The organism is Pseudomonas sp. AMR01, from assembly GCF_041946035.1.
GTDB classification, from domain to species: Bacteria; Pseudomonadota; Gammaproteobacteria; order Pseudomonadales; family Pseudomonadaceae; genus Aquipseudomonas; species Aquipseudomonas antarctica_B.
In genome coordinates, this window is sequence record NZ_JAUTYR010000001.1 from 159,958 (window position 1) to 172,910 (window position 12,953).

The 12,953-nt window shown below is 60.2% G+C and carries 12 protein-coding genes; 10 read left to right on the forward strand and 2 right to left on the reverse strand.

Going from position 1 to position 12,953, the window contains the following annotated elements; all coding sequences use genetic code 11:
• Positions 1-17 precede the first annotated feature (17 nt).
• Both xerC and Q7C20_RS00695 read right to left on the reverse strand, forming a co-directional pair.
• Complete coding sequence (gene xerC / locus Q7C20_RS00690; RefSeq protein ID WP_375064449.1) at positions 18-932, reverse strand: tyrosine recombinase XerC; 915 nt, start codon at positions 930-932, stop codon at positions 18-20.
• A 108-nt stretch (positions 933-1,040) separates the two neighbouring features.
• Positions 1,041-1,859: a M949_RS01915 family surface polysaccharide biosynthesis protein gene (locus tag Q7C20_RS00695; RefSeq protein WP_348055160.1), complete on the reverse strand. Its 819-nt coding sequence runs from the start codon at positions 1,857-1,859 to the stop codon at positions 1,041-1,043.
• A gap of 472 nt (positions 1,860-2,331) precedes the next feature.
• Here Q7C20_RS00695 and arnC point away from each other — a divergent pair, with 472 nt between their 5' ends.
• From arnC to Q7C20_RS00745, 10 genes are all read left to right on the forward strand, one after another.
• Positions 2,332-3,366 (forward strand): undecaprenyl-phosphate 4-deoxy-4-formamido-L-arabinose transferase, encoded by a 1,035-nt coding sequence (arnC, locus tag Q7C20_RS00700; RefSeq protein ID WP_375064451.1) that lies wholly within the window; start codon positions 2,332-2,334, stop codon positions 3,364-3,366.
• Positions 3,363-5,354 (forward strand): bifunctional UDP-4-amino-4-deoxy-L-arabinose formyltransferase/UDP-glucuronic acid oxidase ArnA, encoded by a 1,992-nt coding sequence (arnA, locus tag Q7C20_RS00705; protein WP_375064453.1) that lies wholly within the window; start codon positions 3,363-3,365, stop codon positions 5,352-5,354. The genes arnC and arnA overlap by 4 nt, the downstream gene beginning before the upstream one ends.
• Entirely contained in the window at positions 5,354-6,238 is an 885-nt protein-coding gene (arnD, locus tag Q7C20_RS00710; RefSeq protein WP_375064455.1) for a 4-deoxy-4-formamido-L-arabinose-phosphoundecaprenol deformylase, read from the forward strand. The genes arnA and arnD overlap by 1 nt, the downstream gene beginning before the upstream one ends.
• Positions 6,235-7,890, forward strand: coding sequence for a lipid IV(A) 4-amino-4-deoxy-L-arabinosyltransferase (gene arnT, locus Q7C20_RS00715; RefSeq protein WP_375064456.1), 1,656 nt, complete (start codon positions 6,235-6,237; stop codon positions 7,888-7,890). The genes arnD and arnT overlap by 4 nt, the downstream gene beginning before the upstream one ends.
• Positions 7,887-8,234, forward strand: coding sequence for a 4-amino-4-deoxy-L-arabinose-phosphoundecaprenol flippase subunit ArnE (gene arnE / locus Q7C20_RS00720; RefSeq protein WP_348055170.1), 348 nt, complete (start codon positions 7,887-7,889; stop codon positions 8,232-8,234). Before arnT ends, arnE begins: the two co-directional genes overlap by 4 nt.
• The gene (arnF, locus tag Q7C20_RS00725) at positions 8,231-8,644 is read left to right on the forward strand and encodes a 4-amino-4-deoxy-L-arabinose-phosphoundecaprenol flippase subunit ArnF (protein ID WP_348055172.1); all 414 of its coding nucleotides are present in this window, start codon (positions 8,231-8,233) and stop codon (positions 8,642-8,644) included. Before arnE ends, arnF begins: the two co-directional genes overlap by 4 nt.
• Positions 8,641-10,020 carry a UDP-glucose/GDP-mannose dehydrogenase family protein gene (locus Q7C20_RS00730; protein ID WP_348055174.1) on the forward strand — a complete coding sequence of 460 codons (1,380 nt, stop codon included), beginning with the start codon at positions 8,641-8,643 and terminating at the stop codon, positions 10,018-10,020. The genes arnF and Q7C20_RS00730 overlap by 4 nt, the downstream gene beginning before the upstream one ends.
• A 3-nt stretch (positions 10,021-10,023) precedes the next feature.
• Entirely contained in the window at positions 10,024-11,646 is a 1,623-nt protein-coding gene (locus Q7C20_RS00735) for an ArnT family glycosyltransferase (RefSeq protein WP_375064459.1), read from the forward strand.
• Between the two features lie 209 nt (positions 11,647-11,855).
• Positions 11,856-12,071: a hypothetical protein gene (locus Q7C20_RS00740; protein WP_348055178.1), complete on the forward strand. Its 216-nt coding sequence runs from the start codon at positions 11,856-11,858 to the stop codon at positions 12,069-12,071.
• A 164-nt stretch (positions 12,072-12,235) separates the two neighbouring features.
• A complete protein-coding gene (locus Q7C20_RS00745; RefSeq protein ID WP_375064461.1) occupies positions 12,236-12,946 on the forward strand; it encodes an HPP family protein in 711 nt (236 codons plus the stop codon).
• Positions 12,947-12,953: the final 7 nt, after the last annotated feature.

The following is a 12,953-nucleotide window of genomic DNA, read 5'->3' on the forward strand; positions in this document are numbered from 1 at the left end:
TACATCAGGCCCACACACTACAAATCAAACCGATCCACCGCCCGCCGCCGCTCGTTATCATCCCGCATGTCATAGCTGGCAGTCGTCTGAATATTAGTGTGATGCGCCAACTTCTGCGCAATCGACAAGTCATGTTCCTCGATCACCCGGGTAATAAACGAGCGACGAAAATCATGGGGCATAATCTTCACACCTACCTGCTCACCCCGCTGGCGCGCGATGTAGTAGATCGCATGTTTGGTAATCCGCTCGCGGGTGATATGGCTCCCCCGGCGAATCCTATTAAACAGAAACGTGTCGTCTTGCTCCCCTTCCTTAAGCTGCTCCCGACGAAACGCTAGCCAATCCTGCAACTTGCCGAACGCCCAGGCCGGGGCGTATTTGATCAACTCTTTGTTACCCTTGCCCGTCACGCGCAAGCTGCGCTCGTCGAAGTTGACCTGCGCCAGGTCGAGGTTGACCGACTCCGATTTGCGCATCCCCGACCCATACAAAATGCCGATCACCGCCGCATCCCGCAGGCCCTGGGGGCGTGGGTCCGCCGCACAGGCGTCCATCATTTCGCGGATCAGCGTACGCCGCAGATTACGGCCATTCCCCAGGCGCGTGCCGGGCGCGGACTTGACCGAGCGCATCTTGAGCAAGTGGTCCTGACTGATCAGGCTCAGGCGCCACGCCTCGTTTATCACCCCGCGCACCGCGTTCACATACAGCGAAGACGTATTCGGCGCATAGCCGTCCTCGCGCAATGCGGCGACCAGGGCGATCACGTGTTCGGGCTGCAGCAAGTGCCAGTCGATGTCTTCAAGGTTGACGTCTTCAAACCCCAGGCGGTCGGCGGCGTCCTGCAGCACGTAGCGCATGGTCAATTGGCTGGAGGGCGCCAGGCGGGTCAAATAAAGGGTCAGGGGGTTGCGGATAGACTCAGTCAAGGTAGATCAGCCTTTGGATTAAATACCTCAAGCAAACTATTGTTTAGTCGAGGTATTTAGTGAATTGGCGAGGGTCGAGTCTAGCGCAGGACCGGCCCTCGCACAAAGTCACTGCGCCAAATCGTCGTCTTCGGTCGGGTCCTGCGCCGCAGGCTGGGTCTGGGACTGGCTCCAGTCGCTGTCCTGCTTTTGCATCAGCGCAAACCAGTGTTGACGCATAAACGGCAGGTAGCTGTCGGGTGCGTTATCAAAATCCTTTTCTTCGCGATAACAGCCCGGCAGTGGCAGCTCGGTGCCCTGCTCCTTGTACTGGCTGACCAGCGCTTGCTGCGCAGCCACACTGCAATCCTTGGGCAGTGGCATGCCACGCAAGGCGCCGGCTTCCTCGTCCCACCAACTCGCGCCAATGCGGTCAACGCCGCGCAGGCGGTACTTGCGGGACTTGCCAACATGCATGATCAGCTTGAATTCATTGGGGCTGACGTCGCTGGTGCAGGTGCGCGAATAGCCCACGGTAGCCTGGGTGATGCCATCGCCGGCCAGGTCGGTGACCTTGGTGGCGGCCATGTCAAAACGCAGCGACGCATCGAACTGGCAATGCTGCACATCGTCGTAGAGCATCCACACGCGCTTGGGGTGATCGCCGCTCAACAGGTACTGGGCCGCGTAGACGAAGGCCGATTGAGTGCCATCATCGTCCCGCTCGCTGACTTGTTCGGCGAGTACCAGCAGGTTTTTACCCTGATGGTCGTCCCAGGTGTAGGCCGCGACCTGTTTGCCGCGCACTTCCACACCTTCCGGCACCTGATCGATGCTGGTCAGTGCTACGCTGTCATCGGCTCGCACCGTCGTGACACACGCCACCGCCATCAACAATCCCATCAAAGCGGGCCGTATCTGGCCGCGTAAAACCTGCACGCTGTTCATCCGAGTACCCTGGCAAGAGATGGCTTACTTTACCGGCACTTGAAGGCCAATGCAGAGAAGATTGTTGAATAAAATAAGTGAGTGATGGCACTCTCGCAAAATCGCGCAGTTTTGACCCTGTAACGGTGACCGTTGGCAGGCTAGTTACTTAGCTGAACCCTAGCTGTCTACCTGTCAAATAAACGAGTTTTTCATCAGCCTTTCATATTCGTTCAACATTTTTCCGCTTAATCTCTGCCCCAGGACTTGAGAACAAGCCGCGTGTTCTACGACTAACCTGTTGATTACGCTTTACCTTTCACGTTTTTGGTCTTTACTGCGATCAACCCTGGAAGAAACCACTGCCTGTCTCAGGAACGTCAAATGAACACCGTAAACCCACGTTATATTTAATCAGTGTTACTGAGCCATCAGCCGCTGATTACTGCTGTTTTCACGCTCCAACCTGCTCTAGCCCCGAGGTCATGAATCTTTGAAACCCTACCCTATTCATTGCGTGTCGATCGTCATCCCGGTCTACAACGAACAAGAGAGCCTGCCTGAATTGCTGCGCCGCACAACGGCAGCCTGCAAGCAACTGGCCTACGAATACGAAATCATCCTGGTGGATGACGGTAGTCGCGATACTTCGGCCCAACTGCTGGAAGACGCAGCCGCTGAAGAAGGCAGCCACGTGGTGACGGTGATCCTCAACCGCAACTACGGCCAGCATGCCGCGATCATGGCCGGCTTCGAGCAGTGCCGTGGCGAGGTGGTGATTACCCTCGACGCCGACCTGCAAAACCCGCCCGAAGAGATTCCGCGCCTGGTCGAACAAGCCGCCCTGGGCTACGACGTGGTTGCCACCGTACGCAACAACCGCCAGGACTCGGCTTTCCGCCGCTGGCCTTCGCGCCTGATCAACCTGGCCGTGCAACGCTCCACCGGCGTGGCCATGACCGACTACGGCTGCATGCTGCGCGCGTATCGCCGCACCATCGTCGACGCCATGCTCGCCTGCCGCGAACGCAGCACGTTTATTCCGATCCTGGCCAACGGCTTCGCCCGCCACACCACCGAAATTCTGGTGCATCACGCCGAGCGTGAACACGGCGAATCAAAATACAGCCCGATGCGCTTGATCAGCCTGATGTTCGACCTGCTCACCTGCATGACCACCACCCCGCTGCGCCTGCTCAGCATTGTGGGCTTCAGCCTGGCCGCGCTGGGCGTGCTGTTCGCCCTTGCGCTGATCATCCTGCGGCTGGCCTTCGGTGCCGAGTGGGCTGGCGACGGCATGTTCGTGCTGTTCGCGGTGTTGTTCGTGTTCACCGGTGGCCAGTTCATCGGCATGGGCCTCTTGGGTGAATACCTGGGCCGCATGTACAGCGATGTGCGGGCTCGCCCACGCTTCTTTATTGAAAAAGTGCTGCGCAATACACCGGCAGCACCGGCTCCAGTCGTCGTTGTTGACGGCCTGGTGTCATCCCACACCTCTACTTCTCCTTCCGATCAGGTTTCGTCATGAATTCAAAAGCTGTTGTCTTCGCTTACCACGATATTGGCTGTGCAGGCATTGAAGCCCTGTTGACTGCCGGCTACGACATTGCTGCCGTGTTCACCCATGCCGACGACCCCAAGGAAAACAATTTCTACGGCTCCGTCGCCCAACTCTGCGCCCGCAACGGCATCCCGGTGCACGCACCGGAAGACGCCAACCACCCGCTGTGGATTGAGCGTATTGCCAAGCTGAACCCGGACTACATCTTCTCCTTCTACTACCGCAACCTGCTGAGCGAGCCGCTGCTGGCCACCGCCCGCAAAGGCGCGTTCAACCTGCACGGCTCGCTGCTGCCTAAATACCGTGGCCGCGCCCCGGCTAACTGGGTGCTGGTCAATGGTGAAACCGAAACCGGCGTGACCCTGCACCGCATGGTCAAACGTGCCGATGCCGGCGCTATCCTCGCCCAGCAAAAAGTCATCATCGACCGTACAGACACCGGCCTGACCCTGCACGCCAAACTGCGTGACGCCGCCGCCAACCTGCTGCGCGACGCCCTGCCGCAACTGGCCGCAGGCAAGCTGAGTGAAACGGCCCAGAACGAAAGCGAAGCCACCTACTTCGGTCGCCGCACCGCGGCCGATGGCAAGCTGGACTGGAAAAAGCCGGCTGAAGAACTGTTCAACCTGGTCCGTGCTGTCACCCAACCGTACCCGGGTGCTTTCTGCGCGGTGGGCGAGCACAAACTGATCGTTTGGCAAGCCGACGTGGTCAAGGGCAACGAAGGCATGGCGCCAGGTCGCGTGATCAGCGTTAACCCGCTGCGCATCGCTTGCGGCGAAGACTCCCTGGTGGTCAAGTTCGGCCAGCGCAACGAGAACGGCCTGTTCCTGGCCGGCCCTGCCCTGGCTGACGAACTGGGCCTGGTTGATGGCTCCGTGCTGCGCGGCGCCGAGTCCGGCCGCAAGCCGCGCCGCACCCGCGTGCTAATCCTGGGTGTGAACGGCTTTATCGGTAACCACCTGTCCGAGCGCCTGCTGCGTGACGACCGTTATGAAATCTACGGCCTGGACATCGGCTCCGACGCCATCGAGCGCCTGCGCAGCCACCCGAACTTCCATTACGTGGAAGGCGACATCAGCATTCACTCCGAGTGGATCGAGTACCACATCAAGAAGTGCGACGTGGTCCTGCCGCTGGTGGCCATCGCCACGCCAATCGAATACACCCGTAACCCGCTGCGCGTATTCGAACTCGACTTCGAAGAGAACCTGAAACTGGTTCGCTACTGCGTCAAGTACAACAAGCGCGTGATCTTCCCGTCGACCTCCGAAGTCTATGGCATGTGCCAGGACCAGTACTTCGACGAAGACACCTCCAACCTGGTGGTTGGCCCGGTCAACAAGCAGCGCTGGATCTACTCGGTGTCCAAGCAACTGCTCGACCGCGTGATCTGGGCCTACGGCGACAAAGGCCTGAACTTCACCCTGTTCCGTCCGTTCAACTGGATGGGCCCGCGCCTCGACCGTCTGGATTCGGCACGTATCGGCAGCTCCCGCGCCATCACCCAACTGATCCTGAACCTGGTGGAAGGTACGCCGATCCGCCTGTTCGACGGTGGCGAGCAAAAACGCTGCTTCACCGACATCGCTGACGGTATCGAAGCGCTGGCGCGCATCATTGATAACGACAACGATGTCTGCAACGGCCAGATCATCAACATCGGCAACCCGGAAAACGAAGCCAGCATCCGTCAGTTGGGCGAAGAGCTGCTGCGTCAGTTCGAAGCTCACCCGCTGCGCAGCAACTTCCCTCCGTTCGCCGGTTTCCGCGACGTCGAAAGCAAGGCGTTCTACGGCACCGGTTACCAGGACGTGGCACACCGCAAGCCAAGCATCGAAAACGCCAAGCGCCTGTTGAACTGGGAGCCGACCGTAGAGATGAGCGAAACCATCGGTAACACCCTGGACTTCTTCCTCAAGGAAGCCATGCTCGAAATCGCGGACAAGCGCTGATGCAGGCAGGTCTTCGCATTGACGTCGACACCTACCGTGGCACCCGTGAAGGTGTGCCGCGGTTGCTCGAGTCCCTGGATGAAGCAGGGGTAAAAGCGACGTTCTTCTTCAGCGTTGGGCCGGACAACATGGGGCGCCACTTGTGGCGCCTCATCCGTCCGCAATTTCTGTGGAAGATGCTGCGCTCCAATGCCGTTGGCCTGTATGGCCTGGATATTTTGCTGGCCGGCACTGCCTGGCCGGGCAAACCCATCGGCCGTGACTTGGGGCATTTGATGCGCCAGGCCAAGGCTGCCGGCCATGAAGTGGGCCTGCATGCCTGGGATCACCATGGCTGGCAGGCCAACACCGGGCGCTGGAGCGACGCACAGCTGATCGAGCAAATTCGACGTGGCGTAGACACCTTGAGCGACATCGTCGGTGAGCGTATCGACTGTTCAGCGGCCGCCGGTTGGCGCGCCGATGAACGCGTGGTGCAAGCCAAGCAAGGTTTCAACTTTCGCTACAACAGCGATTGCCGGGGCACCAGCCTGTTCAGGCCGACACTGGCCGATGGCAGCGCGGGCACCCCACAAATTCCGGTGGACCTGCCGACCTTCGACGAAGTCGTCGGGCCGGTGGTGGCTGCCAAAGACTTCAACAGCTTTATTCTTGACCGGTTCAGCGAGTCAAAGCTGAACGTCTACACTATTCACGCAGAAGTGGAAGGGATTCTGATGGCTGAAGATTTTCGCCAGTTGCTCGCCCAGGCCGGGCAGCGCGGCATCGACTTTAAACCCCTGGGCGAGCTGTTGCCCGCGGACGTGACCACCTTGCCCCAGCAACACCTGGTACGTGGCGCGCTGAGCGGCCGCGAGGGTTGGCTCGGAGTGCAGCAGGCATGATTCAGCGTCTGGCATTGCCCCTGCTCCTGCTGGCGTTTGGCGTGTTCTACCTGTTACCGCTGGCCAGTCACGGCTTGTGGATTCCCGATGAGACCCGTTACGCGCAGATCAGCCAGGAAATGCTGCTGACCGGCAAATGGGCCTCGCCGCACTTCATGGGCATTCGCTACTTCGAAAAACCGGCTGCCGGCTACTGGATGATTGCGCTGGGCCAGGCCATCTTCGGCCAGAACCTGTTTGGCGTGCGCTTTGCCTCGGCGCTGAGCACCGGGCTGAGCATTGTGCTGGTGTATCTGGTGTCGCGGCGCCTGTGGAACGACCCGCAAAAAAGCCTGATCAGCACCGTGCTGTACATGAGCTTTGTCAGCGTGGCGTTGCTCGGCGGCTACGCCAACCTCGACCCGCAGTTCACCTTTTGGGTCAACCTGACCGGCGTTGCGTTGTGGTTCTGCTTCGACAGCACCACGCGCGGCGCTCGCCTGTGGTCGTGGGCGCTGCTCGGGTTTGCCTGCGGCATGGGCTTTATGACCAAGGGCTTTCTTGCCTGGCTGCTGCCGGTGTTGATCGCCCTGCCCTACGCTCTCTGGCAGAAACGTTTTCGTGAGTTGCTCGGCTACGGCGTTGTAGCAGTGGTGGTGGCGATTGTGGTCAGCCTGCCGTGGGCGCTGGCTGTGCACCTGCAAGAGCCGGACTACTGGAACTTCTTCTTCTGGCACGAGCATATCCAGCGCTTTGCCGGCGATGACGCCCAGCACGCTGAACCGTTCTGGTTTTACCTGCCGCTGCTGGTCGCGTTCTCACTGCCCTGGATCGCATTGTTGCCGTCCACGTTCAAGCAGGCATGGGTAGAGAAACGCCTGCCTAAAACGGCCTTTGTTCTGCTGTGGTTGTTAATGCCTTTGGCCTTTTTCAGCCTGGCCAAAGGCAAGCTGCCGTCCTACATCATGCCGTGCCTTCTTCCGCTGGCGTTGTTGATGGGCTCGACCCTGAGCGACAAGTTGACCCAGGGCCGCGACCGCGCGTTGCGCATCAACGGTTGGCTGAACCTGGCGTTCGGCGTGCTGGCGTTGCTGGCGATCAGCTGGTTCCAGTTGAAGCAGCCACTGTATGAGCACGGTCATGAAACTCCCAGCCTTGTCCTGGTGTTTGTGTTCCTGTTCGGCTGGATCATCGCCAACCTGCTGCAAGCCAGCCGCCCGTTGCAGCTATGGGCTGCGCCGGTTGTTGGCAGCTGGCTGCTGATGGCGTTGGTGCCCGCCGCGCTGCCCCACTCGGTGGTTTACAACAAAATTCCGGATCAGTTCATCATTGATCACCAGCAGGAATTGCAGGCCACCCGCGCCTTGCTCAGTAATGACCTGGGCGCGGCGTCGGCGTTGTCATGGCGCCTGGGGCGCCCGGACATTGCCCTCTACAACACCGTCGGTGAAGTGAAATACGGCATCGCCTACCCGGACACCGCCCACCGCCGGATCGACGTCAACGAAGTCCAGCAATGGATGACCGATGCGCGCAAACAAGGCTCGGTCGGCGTGGTCATGCGGGTCAAGGGCGAAGGCGAAGTTGCTGAGTTGAACCTGCTGCCTCAGGACGGCAAGCGTTATGAACAAGGCAACCTGGTGATCCTGATTTTCCCACAGGTCGCGCAATGATCACGTTGTGTCTCCTGTTAGGCGCGTGCTTGCTCACCTGTATGGGCCAGGTCTCACAGAAGTTTGCCGTGGAGAGCTGGCGCGATCAGCCGGACGGCCTGGCGCCGAAGCTGCGTTCGCCGTGGCTGTGGTCGGCGCTGATGTGCCTGGGCCTGGGTTTGCTGGTGTGGCTGCTGGTGCTGCAGCGTCTGGAAGTGGGCATTGCCTACCCCATGCTCAGCCTGAATTTTGTACTGGTCACGCTGATGGCGCGCTTTGTGTTTCATGAACACATCGACGGCCGTCACTGGCTCGGCGTGGCATTGGTGATCGGCGGTGTGGTCTTGCTGGGGCGTCACGTATGAGCCGCGCGCAAGGGTTTGCCCTGGCGCTGGGCAGTGTCGGCCTGGTCAGCGCCGCCCAGTTGGGCATGCGCTGGAGCATGACGCGCCTGCCGTTGCCCACCGAATGGCTCAACGCGTTCAACAGCAATGCCATCGACCTGGCCGCCCTGGGCGTGGTGGTGCTGGCGATCATCGCCTACGCGCTGTCGATGCTCTGCTGGCTCGGCGCACTCAAACAGTTGCCGCTGGGCCGCGCTTACTCGCTGCTCAGCATCAGCTACGCGTTGGTCTACCTGCTGGCTGCGAGCCTGCCGGTGTTCAACGAACATTTTTCGCTTTCAAAAACCCTGGGGGTGGCACTGGTCATCCTCGGAGTACTGGTTATTAACTCTCGTCGTGCTAGCACCACAAGTCCCAGGAATGCCCCATGAAAATCAGTGTATTTGGTAGTGGTTACGTCGGTCTGGTGCAGGCCACTGTATTGGCCGAAGTCGGTCACGATGTTATCTGCATGGACGTAGACAAGAACAAGGTCGAGTCGCTGCAGAAAGGCCATGTGACCATCTTTGAGCCGGGGCTGGCTGCGATGGTCAAGGAAAACCTGGAAAGTGGACGCCTGCACTTCACCTTTGACGAGAAACTTGCCGTTGAACACGGCGAAGTGCTGTTTATTGCAGTCGGCACACCGTCGGACGAAGACGGCTCGGCTGACCTCAAATACGTGCTATCGGTGGGCGATGCGGTGTCTCGTCACCGCGTGGCACCGGTGATTCTGGTGGAAAAATCCACCGTTCCGGTCGGCACCGGCGACACCTTGCGCGCCCACATCGAAAAAAGCCTGCGCGTAGCGGGCCGCCACCTGGAATTCGATATCGTCTCCAACCCCGAATTCCTCAAGGAAGGCTCGGCCGTTGCCGACTGCCGCCGCCCGGACCGCATCATCATCGGCTGCGAGCGCGAAGAAGTGCGTGAAGTAATGCGCGACCTCTACGCGCCATTCAACCGCAACCACGACCGCATCATCTTCATGGACCTGCGCAGCGCCGAACTGACCAAGTACGCCGCCAACTGCATGCTGGCCACCAAGATCAGCTTTATCAACCAGATCGCCGAGCTGGCCGAGCACCTGGGCGCGGACATCGAAGCCGTGCGCCTCGGCATCGGCGCCGACTCGCGCATCGGTTACCACTTCATCTACCCGGGCTGCGGCTACGGTGGCTCGTGCTTCCCTAAAGACATGCGCGCCCTGATCCACAGCGCCAAGGAAGCCAACTGCAACAGCGACCTGCTGCAAGCGGTGGAAGCCATCAACCAGCGCCAGAAGAGCAAGCTGTTCGAGCGCATCAATGCGTACTTCAAAGGCGACATCAAAGGCAAGACGTTTGCCTTGTGGGGCCTGGCGTTCAAACCCAACACCGACGACATGCGCGATGCGCCAAGCCGCGTGCTGATGGAAGCGCTGTGGGCCGCAGGCGCCAATGTGCGCGCGTTCGACCCTGAAGCCATGCAGGAAACCCAGCGTATCTACGGCGACGAATCTCGCCTGACGCTGCTCGGCACGCCGGAATCTGCATTGAGCGGCGCAGATGCGCTGATCGTCTGCACCGAATGGCAACAGTTCAAGGCGCCGGATTTCGACCTGATCCATGATCGCCTGAAAAACCCGGTGATCTTTGACGGTCGTAACCTGTACGACGGCGAGCGTCTGGCACGCAAAGGCTTCAAGTATTTCCCAATGGGGCGTGGCGACTCCTGTGAGCTGCCGATTCCTCAGAAAAACTGGGTGCAGCAGGTCAAGGAAGCCTGATAGGTGAACAAAGCGCATCCGCCCGTGCTGAAGGCAACGATCCGTCACCAGTCGCTGGGGCTTGGGCTCCTGGCGCTGGTGTTGTTTATCGTCGGTAACTGGCATCAGGAAATCATCGGCTTTGACTCGCGCTTCGTGGTGTTTGCCCAGGAGATGCTGCGCCATGGCCCAAGCTTTTTCCCCACCACCTATGGGCAACCGTATGCCGACTACCTGGCGACCTCGACACTGCTGACCTGGCTGTTTTCCCTGCCCCTGGGGCAAGTCAACAGCTTCACGGCATGGTTGCCGACGGCCATTGCCTCGGGTTTTATCGTCACGCTGGTGTATCGCCTTACGGCGCCCTACTCCACGCGTTGGGGCCTGTTGAGCATCGCGATGCTGTTGCTCAGCAGCACCTTCATCAGCGAAACCCGTGCGGTGTCCCTCGACCAGATGCTCGCGGCGGTGGCGTTGGCGGTGTTCTACCTGGGTTACGCCCATGATCACTTTGGCGCCGCGAAACGCCTGCACTGGCTGTTCCTGCTGCTGATCCTCGGCTTTGCGATCCGTGGGCCAATCGGCCTGGTCATTCCAACCGGTGTGCTGTGCAGTTACTACGCGCTCAACCGGCAGTGGCGACAACTGTTCACCTTCGGCGTGCTGGCACTGGCGCTGCTGGCGGCGTGTGTCGGGCTGTTGTTGTTGCTGGCCAAGCTCAGTGGTGGCGAGGAGTTCATGCAGGACGTGATCCGCATGCAATTCCTGGGGCGCATGGACGGCACCGAAGGTTCCAGCGGCGTGCTGTATTACTTCACCAGCTCGCTGGGCAATTACGCCCTGGCCTACCCGCTGGCGCTGTTGGTACTGCTCGCTATCGCCGCTGGCGGCCGCCGCACGCCGGGCCCGGCCTTGCAGTTGGTGATGTACTGCGCGGCCGCCGGTTTGCTGGTGATGCTGGGGCTGTCGGTCCCGCAGGCAAAAAAGGCACGCTACATACTGCCAATGTTGCCGATGGCAGCGATCATCGCGGCCTACCCGTTTCAGGTCACTCAAGGGCGACTGTTTGGCCTGTTGCGCGGCTTGATGCTGGGGATCTGGACGGTGTTGCCGGCGCTATTGGCCATCGGGCTGGTGGTCGCACGGCGGCGCTACCCGGAACAGCTGAGCAGCCTTGGGTTGATCTTCACGGTGCTGGCAGTGCTTCAAGTCCTGGCGCTGACGGCCCTGCTCAAATCCAGGCTGCGCCCGTTGGCCCCGGCGTTTGCTGCGGTGTTGGCGCTGTGGTCGACCTACATCATTGTGGTCGAACCACTGGAGCGCTCGCTGTACGACACGCGCACCTTCACCCTGGCCGTCAAAGCGCAAATAACGCAGCAACCGGCACCCGTGGTGTTGCATGGCCTGGGTAAAGACGCCAAGGCCATCAAGTTCATGGTCAACTTCGATTGCGACAAGGTGCCGCTGTTTACGCAGTCCGCTGCAGACCTGGCCCTCTTGCAAGCGCCTGCCTGGCTGGTGATGAGCGCGGACGACTACAACGCGTTGCAAGACCCGCGCTGGCACGCGATCACCCCGACCGTCGCGGGGGAGTTCGACAAGAACCCTTTTGTGTTGCTGCATTTGGTAAAAGCCCCGTCGCCTTGATGGCACTTCCAGCGCGGTTGTAAGAAACGACGCCCACTCTGAAAGGAGTGGGCGTTTTTCGTTATAACTGTCAAGAAAGCACCTACATAGCTATGCGTAATGGCGGGTGCGCTGCGTCTTCCTGTGCCTGGAACCCAAATGTAGACTCGTTCGTCACGCGCACTAACTATGTACCACCGCGTCGACTCCGCTCTATTAAGGACAATGCCGTGCGAGAAGATTTACTACTGATACAAGCACCGACGCTGTATCGACTGATGGCCCTGCGCAATGCGCTGGTAGCGTTGAAAGGCCCGCTGGCGGATGACCCCGCACTGCATGAAGGCCTGCATAAACGCTTGTTCGACGAGGACATCGACAGCCTTCAGGCAGAAGAAAGAATCGAAGTTTTGCGGGTTGCCGTTGAACAGGCGCCACTCGGTTAATTTCATTATTTTTGCATTCACCCTTCATTAATATGCATTTGCGCGACGCCAAATGGGTCGGCACACTGCACGGGTTCCTTCCCGACTGTTGGAACGTTCAAAGGGCTGTCCCGGGCGACCAGGCAGGCCTTTTTTTTGCCCGCTGTTTCAGGACCTTTTCCATCATGCTCGCTCGCCTTTTACCCGCCGCCATCAATACCCGCCCTGCCGAATGGAGCCGCGCCGCCATTGGCATGGCCTCTGGCACGCTGTTCAGCGTGTGGCTGTGTGCCCAAGTGTTTGGCATGGACGTGGCGCTGCATCTGCTCGGACCGCTTGGCGCTTCGGCGGTGTTGTTGTTTGCCGTGTCCTCCGGCGCACTCGCGCAGCCGTGGTCGATCATTGGCAGCTATTTGTGCGCGGGCGTGGTTGCACTGCTGGTTGCGAGGGTGCTGGGGCGGACCTTGGGCAGCGCTTGCCTGGCGGCCGGTATGACGGTGGTGCTGATGTGCTGGCTGCGTTGCCTGCACCCACCGGCCGGCGGCCTTGCCATGACCCTGGTGGTAGCGGACCCGGCGTCTATTGCCCTGGGCTGGCACGAAATGGGTGCGGTGATGCTTGGCGCAGGGGCGCTGGTAGGGTGCGCGCTGGCCTATAACAATGCCACGCGCACGCGTTACCCCAAGGGCGCGGCCGAGTCACCGGCAGTGGTGATGGGCAGTGCGCCAGTGGCTACCGACCCGACGATCACTGCAGCCGATTTGAAGCTGGCGCTGGCTGAGATGGAGCAGTTCTACGACGTGGAGCCGACGGAATTGGAGCAGTTGATCCACGCGGCTGAAGGCCACGCGCGTCGGCGCAGTATCGGCGAGGTACTGGCCCGGCGCGTCGCCTGACGCGTCC